The following is a 17,021-nucleotide window of genomic DNA, read 5'->3' on the forward strand; positions in this document are numbered from 1 at the left end:
CTAGGAATTATGACGAAGTAATCTCATTAAAAAGATTGCCACATCACGCTGGAAAGCGCGATTAGCAATGACATGAAAATATGATAAAAAACGATTTATTTTTAAGAGCATTAAAAGGTGAAACCGTAAACCGGCCACCCGTTTGGATGATGCGCCAGGCTGGGCGTTATTTGCCAGAATTTATGGCCATTCGTGAGAAATACGATTTCTTTACCCGATGCAGAACCCCGGAATTAGCCAGTGAAATTACGGTGCAACCTATCAGAAGATATGGAATGGATGCTGCCATCTTATTCAGCGATATTTTGGTTATACCTCAAGCCATGAATATTGAGGTACAAATGAAACCTAATTTTGGTCCGTATTTGCCCAATCCTGTTCGAACATCAAAAGATGTTGAAAACGTAATCGTACCTGATGTTAAAGTTGAGCTCGATTATGTTTATAAAGCCATAAAAGCCACCAAAGAATTGCTAAATGATGAAATTCCACTTATTGGTTTTGCTGGCTCACCATGGACCATCCTATGCTATTGCGTGCAAGGTCAAGGCAGCAAAACCTTTGATAAAGCCAAGGAGTTCTGTTTTACCAATCCCGTGGCAGCGCATCAATTACTTCAAAAAATAACCGATACTACCATTGCCTATTTGAAAGAAAAAGTAAAAGCAGGCTGTAACGCGGTCCAAGTTTTTGATTCTTGGGGTGGCATGCTATCACCAACCGATTATAAAGAATTTTCTTGGCAATACATCAATCAAATAATTGAAGCTTTAAAGGATGATGCTCCGGTAATTGCCTTTGGAAAAGGGTGTTGGTTTGCCCTGCATGAAATGGCACAGAGTAAAGCGTCCGCTTTAGGCATTGATTGGACCTGTTCTGCGCGCAATGCCCGCTATTTAACAGGAGGCAACATAACCTTACAAGGAAATTTCGACCCTGCCCGTTTACTATCACCTCCTTCCGTTATTAAGAAAATGGTGCACCAAATGATTAACGAGTTTGGGAAAGATAAATACATTGTAAACTTGGGCCATGGTATTTTGCCAAACATCCCGCTAGAAAATGCAAAGGCATTTGTTGATGCCGTTAAAGAATATAATGCTTAAAAATATTGCCAAAGGAATTAAAGCGTACTTCGGGGCTTTTGGTTTAATCTCAAAACTAAAACTCTGGAAATACTTTGCAATTCCAATGGTAATTAGTTTTGTAACAGCCATTCTTATTTTTACTTCAGCATATGGCTTGTCAGATAATATTGGACGTTTTATTTCGAAAATCTGGATTTGGGATTGGGGAAAAGAAACCTTCTCTACCATCAGTAATTTTATTGGTTGGCTTATCATAATCATTATCGGCCTTATTATTTATAAACATATCATCATGGCACTATCAGCGCCATTTATGAGTCCGGTTTCTGAGAAAATAGAAGCTCATTTCACAGGAAACACATCGCATACTCATAGAAATACTTCTTTTGCACAACAACTATGGAGAGGCATAAAAGTTAACCTTAGAAATTTATTAATGGAATTACTGTTAACCATTCCTATTTTGTTATTAAAGTTCATACCAATTGTTAACATATTTTCAACTATATTGCTGTTTTTAGTTCAAGCCTATTATGCTGGATTTGGCAATATGGATTACACCCTAGAACGTCATTTTCAATACAAGGAAAGCGTTCAATTTGTGCGCAAACATCGCGGTTTGGCCATAGGAAATGGCATTGTATTCATACTATGCCTTTTGGTTCCTATAGTTGGCGTTATTTTGGTTCTGCCCTTGTCGGTTACCGCGGCTTCAACCCAAACGATTGAGGCGCTTAAATTAAAGCCAATAACTGTAAGTGAAGCTTAATTTTGACACATATCATATTTCACCCATAAACCTTCAAGACCCCTGGATCTTGTGCAATTTTGTTGTGTCAAATGAAGAGCGTTTAAAACGATATTTCCCAAAAACACTTGAGGAGAATTTAACCCCTGACCTGTCGAAAATTTTCACTGAGAAAAAGGTTAAACAGTTTCAGTCAAAAGAAGAATTCCTATTCACCTTAAAGGAAAATGAATCCAACAACTTAATAGGTTTGATTTATTTAAAATCGCTTGATTGGAAAAAGAAACGCGGTGAATTGGCATACTGCATTGATTACAATTATGAAGGTAAAGGCATTACCACAAATGCCATTCAAATCTTATCTGATCATGCTTTTGACAAAATAGGTTTAATTACGCTGAAAGCCATTGTGCATAAAAGCAATTTAGCAAGTATTAAAGTAGCCGAAAATTGTAATTTTACTTGGATTAAAACCCTTGAAAAGGAGCACACTCCGCCCGGTGAACTTCCTTTAGACATGGAGCTTTATGAACTGTACAATGAATTTGAATAATAATGAAGAATAAATTTTATCAATATATACAAGATTTACAGGATACTATAACATCAAAACTGGAAGCCGTTGATGGCAAGGCGAAATTCCGTCAGGATATTTGGGAACGCCCAGAAGGTGGTGGTGGACGGACACGAGTTATTGAAAATGGAAATGTTTTTGAAAAAGGTGGCGTGAACATTTCTGGTGTTCATGGTAAATTACCAAAAAGCATGCAAACCTATTTTAAGGTTGGTGATGTTGACTTTTTTGCCTGTGGTTTGAGTTTAGTAATTCACCCAAAAAGCCCAATGGTACCCACCGTTCACGCTAATTGGCGCTATTTTGAAATGTATGATAAAGAAGGAAAAATTGTTGACCAATGGTTTGGTGGCGGACAAGACTTAACGCCATATTACTTGTTTGAGGAAGATGCAAAACACTTTCATCAAGTTTGTAAAACAGCTTGCGACCGTCATAATGACGGTTTTTACAATGATTACAAAAAACGTTGTGATGCATATTTTTATAATGCCCATCGCAATGAAGCCCGCGGTATTGGTGGTTTGTTTTTCGATTATTGTAAAGCTTCAAAAGATATGACCATGGAAAATTGGTACAACTTTGTAGCCGAAGTTGGCAATAGTTTCCTAAATGCTTATGTGCCCATTGTAGAAAAACGAAAAGATTTACCATATACTGAGGTACAGCGTAATTGGCAGGAAATCCGTCGCGGTCGTTATGTAGAATTTAATTTGGTTCATGATAAAGGCACACTTTTCGGATTAAAAACCAACGGACGTATAGAAAGTATTTTAATGAGTTTGCCGCCACATGTGCAATGGGTTTACGACCATCATCCAGAAAAAGGAAGTGAAGAAGAAAAATTAATTGATATCTTAAAAAATCCAATAGATTGGGTTTAAAAATTCTTTTAATATCAGTATTTGTTTTTTGTGAAACTTTGACTTTTTCACAACAAGACAGTATTGCTAAAAATGAATACATTACAACCTTTCCAGATAAAATAACAACTCGAATTTCACTAATAAATACTTCGAATAGTTTTTTTATAAACGAATCAGACACTAATTTAAAATATGAATTAGAACCAAACATAAGAGCCTATTTAGGAGCCTCAGTTTTATTTAGAAGTATTGAAATTGATTATGGTTTTGCGCCGAATTTTATAAAATCGAATAAAGATAATGCCGATTCGAGACTCTTTAATCTAAATCTTAGAATGTTTCAAAACCATTGGATGCAAACCATAGATTTGTATAGTCAAAAAGGATTTAATATCATTTTAGGCAACCAAAAAGCCTATGTTCCAGGTGTTAAAACACTTAAAATTGGAGGCACGACTTCTTATATTCTTAATGAAAATTTTTCGTTCAGGGCTATTGGCTTTCAAAACGAATGGCAAACCAAAAGTACAGGGAGTTTTATTCCTAAATTATCATATTACTACACAAAATACACCATAAAAAGTGACGACATTAACGGCGTTGCGGACTCTTTTGATATTGCCCTTTCACCATCTTACTATTACAACTTTTGCCTAACAAGAAATCTTATTTTCTCATTAGGCACATCTGTGGGTATTGGCTTAAACCACAGCTCAAATGTTGGCGATGGCGATATTACTTCGGCGCTATTTGAATTTTCCGGAAGAGCGGTGGTTGGTTACAATTCCAACACTTTTTTTGGCGGCATAAATTCTAATTTATTGGTTTTACACCACAATATTGACCGCTATACAAAACAAGACGACACCATACCTTTTTTTGAAATTTACCTTGGCTATCGTTTTAAAGCCCCTAAAAAATGGGTGAAATTTGCTGATAATTTTAATAAAAAATACGGATTTTAAATACTAAAAACATGTATCCATTACGAAGAAATAGACGCTTAAGAACGACTGAAGCTATACGCAGTTTAATTCGCGAAACCATCATAACACCAAACGACTTTTTAGTGCCGCTTTTCGTAGTTGAAGGCAAAGGCATTAAAGATGAAATTCCGTCAATGCCAAACTATTACCGATACAGTTTGGACTTATTGGAAGGCGAAGTAAAAGAACTTTGGAAACTTGGTTTAAAGTCGGTTTTGCTTTTTGTAAAAGTGCCAGATAATTTAAAAGACAATAAAGGGAGAGAAGCCTTAAACCCTAAAGGACTTATGCAACGCGCCATTAAAACGGTGAAAAATGTTTGCCCAGATATGTTGGTCATGACCGATGTAGCATTAGACCCATATTCTGCTTATGGACATGATGGCATTATTGAAAAGGGGCAGATTTTAAATGATGAAACGGCCGAAGTTCTTGCGGAAATGAGCCTATCCCATGCCAAAGCTGGAGCCGATTTTGTTGCACCTAGCGACATGATGGACGGACGCATTTTAACCATTCGCGAAGCTTTGGAAGACGAAGGCTTTATCAACACAGGCATAATGAGTTATTCGGCAAAATATGCTTCTGCTTTTTATGGCCCTTTTCGGGATGCTTTAGATTCTGCACCCGTGGATTTGATAAATATCCCTAAGGATAAAAAGACTTATCAAATGGATTATGCCAATCGTTTTGAAGCCATTCGTGAAACCGAAATGGATATTGATGAGGGTGCAGATATTGTTATGGTAAAACCTGGTTTGTGTTATTTGGATATTGTTCGCGAGATTAAAAATGAAATTGACGTTCCAGTTGCAGTTTACCAAGTTTCTGGTGAATACGCCATGTTGAAAGCAGCGGCAGAAAAAGGTTGGTTAGACCACGATGCTGTAATGATGGAACAGATTACCGCCATAAAGCGTGCTGGCGCAGATATTATTGCTAGTTACTTTGCAAAAGACGTTGTTAAGCTTTTAAATAAATAACCTTAACGGCCATCTAAATAATATTTTGTCATCCTGAGCGAAGTCGAAGGATTGCCAAGGATGTTGTGAAATTGATTTCGTAAATTAGCGTCAATAAAACCAAAACACCCCATGGGCTTACTCCTTTTTTACGCCTTTATTTCTATTTTCTTTTCGTTTTTATGCTCTATTCTTGAAGCAGTATTGCTTAGTATAACGCCAACCTTCATCAATGTGAAAAAACAGGAAGGCAAGCATTACGCGGATAATTTAGAACACTTAAAAAAGGATGTTGACAGGCCATTGATTGCCATCTTGACCCTTAATACCATTGCACATACAGTTGGTGCCATTTTAGTTGGTGTTCAGGCCAAAACTGCTTATGCCGAAATGTTTGGAAGCGATATAAAAACAGTTTTTGGGTTTCGATTCACTGAAGATGTTATGGTTGGTGTTGTATCTTCTATAATGACTGTTTTGATTTTGGTGGCTTCAGAAATCATCCCAAAAACCATTGGTGCCACTTATTGGAAAAAATTGGCAAATTTTACTTCCAAAGCTTTAAATGTTTTAATTTTTCCATTGAAATGGTCTGGACTTTTGTGGTTATTACAGCTTACTACAAAGCTTATTGGAGGCAAAGGGCACCATGGAAGCGTGCTAAGCAGAGAGGATTTTCATGCCATGACCGATATGGCGCATGAAGAAGGTGTGTTTCAGGAAAACGAAAGTAAAATCATAAAGAACCTGTTAACCTTTAAAGAAGTATTGGCTAAAGATATCATGACCCCCAGAACGGTCATGCTTATAGAAGACCAAAACACTACAGTTGAAGATTTCTTTAACAGAAATTTGAATTTGCGCTTTTCCAGAATACCCATCTTTTCAGATAATCCGGACAACATAACGGGGCTTGTTTTAAAAGACGAAATTTTTAAGGAGATGGCTCTAGATAACGGTTCCAAAAAACTTTCAGAGCTTTTGCGAACCATCATTATTGTAAATAGAAGTATACCTATTCCCAGTCTGTTTGAAAAACTTGTTGAAAGCAGAAACCATATGGCATTGGTTGTTGATGAATACGGCTCTGTTAGTGGATTGGTAACTATGGAAGATGTTATTGAAACCCTTTTGGGATTGGAAATTATGGATGAAAGCGATAACGTTTCAGATCTTCAACTTTTGGCCAGAAAAAGTTGGGAAACACGTGCCAAAAAGTTGGGTATTTTAGAAGATGATAATTCTTCGGGTTAATGGAAAGTTGTATTATCAAAACACCTTTGGGCTTCACTAAAATTATTGGTGATGAAGATGGTATTACATCTGTTTCCGTTTTAAATTCCGAAGAAAAAGTCACCGATATCATTCCCCCAGAACTTGAGGAATGTGTGATTCAACTTCAAGAATACTTTGAAGGCGTCCGTAAACAATTTAGTTTAAAATTAAATCCAGAGGGCACTGATTTTCAGAAAAAAGTCTGGAAAAAGTTGGAGCAGATACCCTATGGAAAAACTATTTCTTACCTTAACCTATCAAAACAATTGGGCGATGTAAACGCCATTCGTGCTGTTGCAAATGCAAACGGAAAAAATCCGTTATGGATAATCGTTCCATGCCACCGAGTAATTGGGAGCGATGGCAGCTTAACGGGTTATGCTGGCGGGCTTCACAGAAAGCAGTGGCTTTTGGATCATGAAAGTCCAAATAAACAGCAAAAATTGTTTTAAGGTACTTTTCTAAAAATCACCAATACTACCCATTCGGTTTCCTTTTAATTGCTATATTTAATTCTGAATTAAATATTAGCTCATGAGAGTAGTTAAATTTAGCGCTTCTTTATTCTTATTAATTATTTTCTTTTATGTCTTCAATTCTAAAATTGGCTCAATTCCCCCCATTGGAAAATTTTTAAGCCCCTCCACTGGCATATGGCAAAATGAAAAGGATGAGATAATTTCTGGTACTATTCAAATTGATGGTCTTCAGGAAAAGGTCTCAGTTAAATATGACGACCAACTTATTCCACACATTTTTGCCCAGAACGATATGGATTTATATCGTGCTCAAGGCTATATCACGGCCAAGCACAGACTTTGGCAAATGGATTTTCAAACATTGGCCTCAGGAGGGCGTTTATCTGAAATTATTGGAAAAAAAGCACTTAATTACGATAGAGAACAACGCAGAAAAGGCATGGGCTTTGGTGCAGAAAACGCCGTTGAGAAAATGAAACAAGACCCCGAAATTGTAAAATATATTGAGGCTTACAGTGAAGGTGTAAACAGTTATATACATAGTTTGGATGCCAGCGATTACCCTATAGAATATAAACTTTTGGACTATAAACCTGAACCTTGGACGATTAAAAAAACCGCCTTGTTATTGATGTACATGACTGATGAGTTGTGTGGCTATGACAATGATTTGGGCTATACCAATGTGCTTCGTGAGTTCGGCAGAGACCGTTTTGATTTGATTTTTCCAGATTTTTTCGATGTAAATGACCCCATCATCACTAAAGAAACTAATTGGGATTTTATAGACATCCAAATGACCGAAGCTCCCAATACAGAACAACCATTAGACTCAATTTCTGATACGCTGAAAAAACCAGACCCAGACAATGGTAGTAATAATTGGGCTATTGCAGGAAGTAAATCTTACTCGGGTCATCCAATTTTGGCCAACGATCCCCATTTGGGTCTAAACCTTCCATCCATCTGGTTTATTATGCAATTATCAACGCCTCAACACAATTCGTTTGGGGCAACGCTTCCCGGCGCTTTGGGTATTGTTTCAGGTTTTAATAATTATATTGCTTGGGGAGAGACCAATGCCACTAGAGACGTTAAGGATTGGTATAAAATAGAGTTTAAAGATGACTCAAGAAAACAATACAAATACGGCGAGACTTGGAAAAACACTTCCGTTCGCCTCGAAGAAATTAAAATAAAAGGAGCAGAAACCTTTATAGATTCTGTAATTTATACCCATTATGGCCCTGTTACCTATGATAAGAATTTTAAGGGAAATGGCAAAAAAGTAGGTTATGCCATGAAGTGGATTGGCCATATAGGAAGCAACAATGAGCGCACCATTTTAGATTTAAATACTGCTAAAAATTACGACAATTATCTGGAAGCCTTAAAACATTGGGATGCCCCTGCCCAAAATTTTGTTTTTGCCTCAACCGATGGCGATATTGCCCTTTGGATACAAGGATTGTTCCCCAATAAATGGAAAGAACAAGGAAAGTTTTTAATGGATGGTAGCCAACCAGAAAACGATTGGCAAGGTTTTATCCCCCAAGAATTCAATGCGCATGTTAAAAACCCAGAGCGTGGCTTCGTGAGTTCGGCGAATCAACATCCTGTCGATGAATCTTATCCGTTTTACGTATTTAATGATCATTACGAAACATACCGAAATAGGGTCATTAACGATTTCTTCAGATCAAAGGACAAATTCAATATTCAAGATTTCAAAGATTTACAAAACAACAATTATAACCTTAAAGCATCAGAACTTTTGCCGTATATGTTTGAACATATGGATGGCGTAACCCTTTCGGATGAAGAAAAGGAGCTATTAAACATCATTAAAGCATGGGATTTTAATAGTGACGTTGATGAAATTGCGCCCAGTATCTGGGATGCCTGGTGGAAAACTTTATTCGAACTAACATGGGATGAATTTGATATTGAAAATGAGGAACTGAAAAGAACCTTGACCTATCAAACCATATTCTTGCTTAAAAACCATCCTGACGATAAGTTTATGGATATTTTAAAAACACCTGAAATAGAAACAGCTAGCGATTTGTTTCTAATTTCATTCAAAGAAGCTGCTCGCCAATTAAGTGAATGGAAATCAAAACACGGTGAATACAACTGGGGCAAATACAAAGGCACCTATGTTGGGCATTTGTTACAGGCATTGCCAGCATTTTCTCGTTTTGATTTACCAATCGGTGGCGACCGTAACACAGTTAATGCAGCCGATAAAAACCATGCTCCTTCTTGGCGATTGATTGTTGAAATGAGTTCACCCCCTAGAGCTTTGGGAATTTATCCCGGTGGTCAATCCGGAAATCCAGGAAGTAAATATTATGACAATTATATTGATAGATGGGCAGCTGGAGAATATATTGATTTATTGTTTATGCAGGCTTCAAATGAGTCAACTGGTGTCATTTCCACGCAAACCTTAACACCTAAACCATGAAACGAAAAAGTATAAATTTCATCTTAACCATATTAATAGCGATTTTGTTGGGGCTATTTTTACCATGGTGGTCTGTTATGGTTGCGGTATTTATAACTTCATGTTCTATCTCCCTTAAAAAAAGTGCCGTGTTTTTTATTCCATTTATGGCTATTGCTCTACTTTGGTCAGTTCACGCTTTATACTTAAGTAATGCCAACGGTTTTATACTTGCAAAAAAAGTGGCTGTTTTATTACCTTTACAAGGAAATCAATTTCTTTTAATATTATTAACTGGTATTTTAGGCGGAATAGCCGCTGGGGTTACCGGGATATTTGGAAAACAGTGTAGTCTATTATTTGGCTTTAGTAAAAAATGATGCATTATGATATCTAAATTAAATTTGGAAAATATTCTATTTCTAGACATTGAAACGGTTCCGGAAGCACAATATTTTTCAGATTTAGATGACGCTACTAAAGCTTTGTGGGAACAGAAATCCGAATACCAAAGAAAGGATGAGTTTACCGCTGAAGAGTTTTATGAACGAGCAGGTATTTGGGCAGAATTTGGAAAAATCATTTGTATCTCTGTTGGTTATTTTGCCCTTTCGAACGATTTAAAGAACTTCAGGGTCACTTCTTTTTATGGTGATGAAATTAAAATTTTAAAAGACTTTAAAAATCTACTCATTTCCCATTTTAGTCATCCCAAACATTTACTTTGCGCCCATAATGGTAAGGAATTTGACTTTCCGTATATTGCCAGACGAATGATAATCCACAACATTGAATTACCTTATAAGCTTAATTTATTTGGTAAAAAACCTTGGGAAGTTCCTCATCTTGACACTTTGGAACTATGGAAATTTGGCGATTATAAAACTTATACATCGCTAAAATTATTGACCCATGTTTTAGGAATCCCATCACCTAAAGATGATATTGATGGCAGCGAGGTTTATAGCGTATTTTATGAGGAAAATGACATAGATCGTATTATAAATTATTGCGAAAAAGATACCATAGCCGTTGCCCAAATATTTTTGCGCTTACGTGGTGACAGCCTTTTAACCAAAGATGAAATTATTCGTATTTAATGAATACCTCCCCAATTTTAGAAATAGAAAATCTAGTTATTTCGTTTGGTGAAAATGAAGTGATTCATGGTATTTCATACCAATTGTACCAAAATGAAATTTTAGGTATTGTTGGCGAATCGGGTTCTGGAAAATCTGTTTCTTCATTGGCTGTTTTAGGGTTGCTTCCTCCTAAAATTTCAAAAATCACATCCGGCAAAATCGTTTTCAACAATGAAGATTTAACCAAACTTCCTTTAAAAAGATTTCAAAATATTCGAGGCAACAAATTGGCCATGATATTTCAAGAACCCATGAGTTCTTTAAACCCATCCATGACCTGCGGAAAACAAGTAGAGGAAATATTGTTGGCACATACGAATATAACAAAACAAGAAGCTAAGGCAGAAACCATTCAACTATTTGAAAAAGTAAAACTACCAAACCCAGAACGCATTCATGGTGCATATCCTCATGAAATATCGGGTGGACAAAAACAGCGCGTCATGATAGCCATGGCCATTTCTTGCAAACCCGATATTTTAATTGCTGATGAACCAACAACAGCCTTGGACGTAACGGTTCAAAAAGACATTATAAATCTCTTAAAGGCATTGCAAAAAGAAACCCAAATGAGTATTATTTTTATAACTCATGATTTAGCCTTAATATCTGAAATTGCAGATAGAGCTTTGGTAATGTACAAAGGCCGTATTGTAGAGCAAGGTTCAGTTTTAGAAATATTTAAAAATCCGCAGCACAACTACACCAAGGCCTTAATAAATTCTAGGCCTTCATTAGATACAAGACTAAAAACTTTACCAACCATCCAAGATTTTTTAAGTAACACGATATCCTCGACTATTGTAACTCCTGATGTCCGAAAAAAAAATCACAAAGCACTTTATAGCAAACCGCCACTTTTGGAGGTAATCAATGTTGAAAAGGAATATATTTCAAAAACAGGATTGTTCTCAAAACAAAGATCTTTTAAAGCAGTTAATGATGTTAGTTTTAAATTGTATGAAGGGGAAACTTTAGGTTTGGTTGGTGAATCGGGTTGTGGAAAATCTACCCTTGGCAACGCCATTCTTCAACTTGATAAAGCAACAGCTGGAAAGATACTTTATAGAGGTATTGACATTACCAAACTTTCCAAAACGGAGACTAGAAAACTTAGGAAAGACATTCAAATCATCTTTCAAGACCCCTACTCTTCATTAAACCCACGAATTCCAGTAGGTGAGGCAATTATGGAACCTATGAAAGTCCATAATCTTTACGCTTCAGATGATGAGCGTAAGGAAAAAGTATTGGATATTTTAAATCGGGTGGGGTTGTCCGAAGATTTTTTCAACCGTTATCCCCATGAGTTTTCAGGTGGGCAAAGGCAACGTATTGGCATTGCCCGAACCATTGCCCTACAACCTAAATTGATAGTCTGTGATGAATCTGTTTCTGCTTTAGATATATCCGTTCAAGCGCAAGTTTTAAATTTGCTCAATCAATTGAAAGAAGATTTCGGATTTACCTACATTTTTATTTCACATGATTTGGCTGTTGTGAAATATATGAGCGACCAATTAATGGTTATGAATCAGGGCAAAATTGAGGAGATGGATGATGCCGATGTTATTTATAGTAATCCAAAATCAGATTATTCCAAAAAGCTTATTGACGCCATCCCAAAAGGATTGTAGGAAGCGTTGTTCTTCAAAAAAACCAATAAAAAAGCCCGCATTTGGGGCAACACGGGCAAGTTTTTTTAAAATATTCGAGCAAAACTAAAAAGTTACAGCATGAATATTTTCTTGGTTAAATAAATTAAACTTTTAAAAAATTGCAAATTCTCTCTTAAAGTTTCTTTGAATTTGCTCTCATCATTAGTAGGTTGTTCAGGTAGATTTGTTGCAATATTCATAGGTTAAAAATTTATGGTAGATTTGGGTAAATCGATTATTTGGTTTGGTTGATTTGGGGAATGCTAAGATGAAACTTTTTTTGAAAAAATCGGTTTAAAAACATAAATAATCGATGAAATGCATTTGCATTTAACACTTCGTCGATTTTTACATATTCAACCCAACCCTGCTTCGCAAATTTTCTTTGGATTATAGATCATCAACACTTCTTTCATTTATAGATTCCTTATATTTAAACAACTTAAATTTTCAGATAAAATGTCCGACAATAAATTATGGGAAGGCTCAAAATCTTTTAAAGAAAATACTCATTTATTTAGATATAAAACATGGTTGGCCAATCATAAAAGCCTTCATTTTGATTCCTATGATGATATTTGGCATTGGTCTGTCGACAACCACAGCGATTTTTGGGCAAGCATTTGGGAATACTTCAACATTATATCGTACAGTCCATATACATCTGTTTTAGAAATGAACACAATGCCAAACTTTAAATGGTTTAATGGAGCGCGTTTAAATTACTCTGAACATATTTTTAGGCATTTAAAAGCAAATGAAACTGCTATTTTCTTCAGTAACGAACAAGGAGATTATATTGAAATAAAAGGAAACGAACTTAGGGAAAAAGTGGCTTCTATGGCGACTTATCTGAAGTCAGTCGGTGTAAAAAAAGGGGATTGTGTTGTGGCATTTTTACCAAATGTACCTGAGGCAACCATTTCATTTCTCGCCGTAAATTCAATTGGCGCCATTTGGTCCAGTACTTCCCCAGATTTTGGAACCGAAAGTGTTATTGACCGCTTTGCCCAAATAAAACCTAAGGTATTTATTACCGTAGATGGATATTACTATAACGGTAAGGTTTACGATAAAACGGCAATTGCCATTGACATTGCAAATGCTCTGCCATCTCTGGAAAAAGTTATTGTACTGCCCTATGTAAACAAAGATAACATTTCAAGCTTTCCTGAAGATTATATAAACATCAATTCCATTTTTAAAACAAAGGGCAATTCACTTACTTTTGAGCCTGTGGATTTTAACCACCCTATTTGGGTATTATATTCTTCCGGTACCACTGGATTGCCCAAAGCCATTGTCCACTCCCATGGTGGCATTTTATTGGAGCATTTAAAGTACATGGCATTTCATAACGATGTCCATCAAGGTGAACATTATTTTTGGTATACAACAACAGGCTGGATGATGTGGAATTTTTTGCAGTCCGCTCTTTTAATGGGCGCAGCCATTGTTTTATATGATGGAAGCCCCACACATCCCAACTTTTATAAACTTTGGAAGCTTTCTGAAAAAATTAAGATAGCCCATTTTGGTACTAGTGCACCTTTTTTGGTTGCCAGTATGAAAAAGGATATCACACCAAAAAATCATAATAACTTAACTTCCTTGCGTTCTATAAGTTCTACAGGAGCGCCATTGCCACACGAAGCTTTTAATTATGTTTACAGCAGCGTTAAATCTGATGTGTGGTTGTGCTCCATGGCAGGAGGAACCGATGTTTGCACGGCATTTGTTGGCGGAACACCATTTAAAGCGGTTCATTCGGGCGAAATACAATGTAGGGCACTCGGTGTTTCGCTTTATGCTTATGATGACAATGGAACCCCGGTTGAAGACGATTTAGGCGAAATGGTTATTGACATGCCCATGCCCTCAATGCCCATTTACTTCTGGAATGACAGCGATAACAAGCGCTATAAATCCAGTTATTTTGAGCACTATCCCGGAAAGTGGAGACATGGTGATTTCATAAAAATAAACTCCAAAACCAAAGGTATTATTATTTATGGCCGATCGGACGCCACTTTAAACAGACATGGTATTAGAATTGGCACGAGTGAAATATATAGAAGCGTTAACAAAATTGATTCTGTTGAAGATTCTTTAATTGTAAATCTTGAAATGGAAGGAGGCAAGCATTATATGCCGTTATTTGTAAAAATGAAGCCCAATTATGAGTTAACCGAGGAAGTTAAATCTGAAATAAAAAATCAATTAAAAAAAGAATATTCACCAAGGCATGTGCCAGATGAAATTATTCCTGTTGGAGATATTCCATATACAATAAGTGGTAAAAAAATGGAAGCTCCTGTTAAAAAAATTCTGCTTAAAATGCCTATGGAAAAATCAATCAATATCGATTCAATGAAAAACCCAGAATCGATAAAATTCTTTATAGAGTTTGCAAAAAAGATTTAATCTGTGAATTTTAACGCCTCTATCCGAAATCCAAATCGTCAGGACTATCGCCATTCGTATCGGAATCATCAGTTCCAGTTGTACCGGTGTGAGTTGAGCAATCTACATTTATAGAAATTTCTGCAGGTTCTTCAAATTCTTCTTTTGATACGTTTAACGATTCATCAGCATAACAGCTTTTCATGTAAATGCCCCAAATTGGTAAGGCCATAGATGCCCCTTGTCCATAAGTAATATTGGAAAAATGCGCCGCTCTATCCTCTGCGCCTACCCAAACACCCGTCACCAAATTAGGCACCATACCCATAAACCACCCATCACTTTGGTTTTGTGTAGTTCCCGTTTTTCCCGCAATCGGATTTTCTAATTTATAAGGGTAGCCTGTAATGATTTCTTTGTATTCTGGTCTCCATTTTTCGTAGCCTTCTGTTCTCAATCTGGTTCCAGAACCTCCTTGAGTAACACCTTCCAGAAGCTTAATCGTTACAAAAGCAGTTTCGTCGCTTAACACATCCCTAGTTTCTGGTTTAAATTGATATAAAATCGTTCCGTTTTTATCTTCAATATTGGTGACCATTACAGGTTTTGTATAGACTCCTTGGTTGGCAAAAGCGGCATAGGCTCCAACCATTTCGTAAACACTTATATCTGGTGTTCCCAAAGCTATTGAAGGCACTGGCGGCACATCAGAATCAACACCGAGTTTTTTAACCAAATCAGCAACCGTTTGTGGCCCTACTTTATCCATTAATTGGGCAGTAACCGTGTTTACTGAATTAGCCAAGGCATTTTTTAAAGTTCGGATTCCACCGTATTCATTGCTGGAATTTTTAGGACACCATTCTTCTGGATTTCCATATTTATTGGCTTCAATACAAAACGGCACGTCGGGAAACTCATCACATGGTGAATAATGCAATTGGTCAATAGCCGAAGCATAAACAAACGGCTTAAACGTTGAACCTATTTGCCTCTTTCCTTGTTTGACCATGTCATATTGAAAATGCCTGTAATCAACACCACCTACCCAAGCTTTTACATGGCCTGTTTGTGGATTCATAGACATCATCCCTGTTCTTAAAAAAGACTTATAATAACGCATGGAATCGATGGGTTTCATAATGGTATCAACTTCTGAAGGCTTACCATCCTTCCAAACAAAAACGGACATTTGGGTTGGCTTTTGAAAAGATTGCTTGATTTCATCATCAGATTTTTTCAAATCGTATTTCATATGCCTCCAACGCTCTGATTGCCTCATGGAACGATTCATCAAGTCATTAATCTCACTTTGTTCCAACTCTAAAAATGGTGCTGTTGGGTTTCTTTCGGGTGTGTTTTGATGAAAAAACTCAGCCTGCAACCTCGGCATGTGTTGTTGTACCGCATCCTCTGCATACTTTTGCATTCTGGAATCTATTGTGGTATAAATCTTTAAACCATCGTTGTATAAATTCCATTTTGTACCATCTGGTTTTGGGTTTTCAGCTATCCACTTTTTCATGAAATCCCTCAAGTATTCTCTAAAATATGTAGCAATGCCTTCGCTGTGCGATTCAGGCGTGTAATTTAAATCCAAATCGGTTTTTTGCAATGAATCTTTGATGGCCTCGCTGATATAATCATATTTATACATTTGCGCCAAAACCACATTGCGCCTATTGGTGACGCCCACAGGATTTCTCCTTGGGTTGTACAAGGAGGAGTTTTTGAACATCCCCACCAACATTGCCGACTCCTTTAAATCGAGTTCCTTAGGCTCTTTGTTGAAATAAATTCTTGATGCACTTCGAATTCCATCGGCAAAGTTGCCAAAATCGTAAATATTAAAATACTGCGTCAATATTTCCTCTTTGGTATATTGACGCTCCAAACGAGTTGCGATTATCCATTCTCTTATCTTTTGTGATAGTTTTTCAACGATATTGGCTTTATCCCTGTTATGAAACAATTGTTTTGCCAATTGTTGGGAAATGGTACTAGCACCACCTTTTTTTCCTAAATAAACCAACGCCCTTAAAGTGCCAAACCAGTCAATTCCTGAATGCTCATGAAAGCGGGCATCTTCGGTTGCAATTAATGCATCCACTAAATGTTGTGGTAAATCGTCATAATTTACGGGAGTCCTGTTATCGTCAAAATAAAATTTCCCGAGGGTTTGCCCATCAGAAGAAATAATCTCAGTCGCTAAATTGGTACTGGGATTCTCTAATTGTGTGTGGTCCGGCATTTCACCAAAAACACCCCACGATGCCAAAAGAAATAACAGTAATATGGCAACTATGCCTCCTATAAATACCATCCAAAACCAACGAATGTATTTCGAAAAATCTTGAACTGATTTAGTTCCCTTTTTTGCTTTTGCCATAG

The 17,021-nt window shown here is 36.7% G+C and carries 14 protein-coding genes; 13 read left to right on the plus strand and 1 reads right to left on the minus strand.

Annotated features, from left to right (window positions below; genetic code table 11):
- Positions 1-80: 80 nt before the first annotated feature.
- From hemE to WJN01_RS03150, 13 genes are all read left to right on the plus strand, one after another.
- Positions 81-1,106, plus strand: coding sequence for a uroporphyrinogen decarboxylase (hemE, locus tag WJN01_RS03090; RefSeq protein WP_445195693.1), 1,026 nt, complete (start codon positions 81-83; stop codon positions 1,104-1,106).
- Complete coding sequence (locus WJN01_RS03095; RefSeq protein ID WP_445195694.1) at positions 1,099-1,857, plus strand: EI24 domain-containing protein; 759 nt, start codon at positions 1,099-1,101, stop codon at positions 1,855-1,857. Before hemE ends, WJN01_RS03095 begins: the two co-directional genes overlap by 8 nt.
- Positions 1,847-2,389, plus strand: a complete 543-nt coding sequence (locus tag WJN01_RS03100) for a GNAT family N-acetyltransferase (RefSeq protein ID WP_445195695.1) — start codon at positions 1,847-1,849, stop codon at positions 2,387-2,389. The genes WJN01_RS03095 and WJN01_RS03100 overlap by 11 nt, the downstream gene beginning before the upstream one ends.
- Before the next feature lie 2 nt (positions 2,390-2,391).
- Positions 2,392-3,294, plus strand: coding sequence for an oxygen-dependent coproporphyrinogen oxidase (gene hemF / locus WJN01_RS03105; RefSeq protein WP_445195696.1), 903 nt, complete (start codon positions 2,392-2,394; stop codon positions 3,292-3,294).
- A 38-nt stretch (positions 3,295-3,332) separates the two neighbouring features.
- Entirely contained in the window at positions 3,333-4,241 is a 909-nt protein-coding gene (locus WJN01_RS03110; RefSeq protein ID WP_445195697.1) for a DUF4421 family protein, read from the plus strand.
- Positions 4,242-4,252: 11 nt separating this feature from the next.
- Positions 4,253-5,245 carry a porphobilinogen synthase gene (gene hemB / locus WJN01_RS03115; protein ID WP_445195698.1) on the plus strand — a complete coding sequence of 331 codons (993 nt, stop codon included), beginning with the start codon at positions 4,253-4,255 and terminating at the stop codon, positions 5,243-5,245.
- A 111-nt stretch (positions 5,246-5,356) separates the two neighbouring features.
- A complete protein-coding gene (locus tag WJN01_RS03120; protein WP_445195699.1) occupies positions 5,357-6,478 on the plus strand; it encodes a CNNM domain-containing protein in 1,122 nt (373 codons plus the stop codon).
- The gene (locus WJN01_RS03125; RefSeq protein ID WP_445195700.1) at positions 6,478-6,951 is read left to right on the plus strand and encodes a methylated-DNA--[protein]-cysteine S-methyltransferase; all 474 of its coding nucleotides are present in this window, start codon (positions 6,478-6,480) and stop codon (positions 6,949-6,951) included. Before WJN01_RS03120 ends, WJN01_RS03125 begins: the two co-directional genes overlap by 1 nt.
- Before the next feature lie 82 nt (positions 6,952-7,033).
- A complete protein-coding gene (locus WJN01_RS03130) occupies positions 7,034-9,448 on the plus strand; it encodes a penicillin acylase family protein (RefSeq protein WP_445195701.1) in 2,415 nt (804 codons plus the stop codon).
- A complete protein-coding gene (locus WJN01_RS03135; protein WP_445195702.1) occupies positions 9,445-9,807 on the plus strand; it encodes a hypothetical protein in 363 nt (120 codons plus the stop codon). The genes WJN01_RS03130 and WJN01_RS03135 overlap by 4 nt, the downstream gene beginning before the upstream one ends.
- Before the next feature lie 6 nt (positions 9,808-9,813).
- Positions 9,814-10,527 carry a 3'-5' exonuclease gene (locus WJN01_RS03140; RefSeq protein WP_445195703.1) on the plus strand — a complete coding sequence of 238 codons (714 nt, stop codon included), beginning with the start codon at positions 9,814-9,816 and terminating at the stop codon, positions 10,525-10,527.
- Positions 10,527-12,206, plus strand: coding sequence for an ABC transporter ATP-binding protein (locus tag WJN01_RS03145; RefSeq protein WP_445195704.1), 1,680 nt, complete (start codon positions 10,527-10,529; stop codon positions 12,204-12,206). The genes WJN01_RS03140 and WJN01_RS03145 overlap by 1 nt, the downstream gene beginning before the upstream one ends.
- Before the next feature lie 480 nt (positions 12,207-12,686).
- Positions 12,687-14,651, plus strand: coding sequence for an acetoacetate--CoA ligase (locus WJN01_RS03150; RefSeq protein ID WP_445195705.1), 1,965 nt, complete (start codon positions 12,687-12,689; stop codon positions 14,649-14,651).
- Positions 14,652-14,670: 19 nt separating this feature from the next.
- Here WJN01_RS03150 and WJN01_RS03155 read toward each other — a convergent pair whose 3' ends face one another.
- Entirely contained in the window at positions 14,671-17,019 is a 2,349-nt protein-coding gene (locus WJN01_RS03155) for a penicillin-binding protein 1A (protein WP_445195706.1), read from the minus strand.
- Positions 17,020-17,021 lie beyond the last annotated feature (2 nt).

The organism is Tamlana sedimenti, assembly GCF_038148895.1.
In the GTDB taxonomy this organism is placed as follows: domain Bacteria; phylum Bacteroidota; class Bacteroidia; order Flavobacteriales; family Flavobacteriaceae; genus Tamlana.

What these genes read in the sequence shown, in the direction of transcription:
- WJN01_RS03140 (WP_445195703.1), top strand. Translation starts at nt 9,814, where the DNA reads ATGATATCTAAATTAAATTTGGAAAATATTCTATTTCTAGACATTGAA.
- hemB (WP_445195698.1), top strand. Translation starts at nt 4,253, where the DNA reads ATGTATCCATTACGAAGAAATAGACGCTTAAGAACGACTGAAGCTATA.
- hemF (WP_445195696.1), top strand. Translation starts at nt 2,392, where the DNA reads ATGAAGAATAAATTTTATCAATATATACAAGATTTACAGGATACTATA.
- WJN01_RS03135 (WP_445195702.1), top strand. Translation starts at nt 9,445, where the DNA reads ATGAAACGAAAAAGTATAAATTTCATCTTAACCATATTAATAGCGATT.
- hemE (WP_445195693.1), top strand. Translation starts at nt 81, where the DNA reads ATGATAAAAAACGATTTATTTTTAAGAGCATTAAAAGGTGAAACCGTA.
- WJN01_RS03125 (WP_445195700.1), top strand. Translation starts at nt 6,478, where the DNA reads ATGGAAAGTTGTATTATCAAAACACCTTTGGGCTTCACTAAAATTATT.
- WJN01_RS03145 (WP_445195704.1), top strand. Translation starts at nt 10,527, where the DNA reads ATGAATACCTCCCCAATTTTAGAAATAGAAAATCTAGTTATTTCGTTT.
- WJN01_RS03130 (WP_445195701.1), top strand. Translation starts at nt 7,034, where the DNA reads ATGAGAGTAGTTAAATTTAGCGCTTCTTTATTCTTATTAATTATTTTC.
- WJN01_RS03095 (WP_445195694.1), top strand. Translation starts at nt 1,099, where the DNA reads ATGCTTAAAAATATTGCCAAAGGAATTAAAGCGTACTTCGGGGCTTTT.
- WJN01_RS03150 (WP_445195705.1), top strand. Translation starts at nt 12,687, where the DNA reads ATGTCCGACAATAAATTATGGGAAGGCTCAAAATCTTTTAAAGAAAAT.
- WJN01_RS03155 (WP_445195706.1), bottom strand. Translation starts at nt 17,019, where the DNA reads ATGGCAAAAGCAAAAAAGGGAACTAAATCAGTTCAAGATTTTTCGAAA.
- WJN01_RS03120 (WP_445195699.1), top strand. Translation starts at nt 5,357, where the DNA reads ATGGGCTTACTCCTTTTTTACGCCTTTATTTCTATTTTCTTTTCGTTT.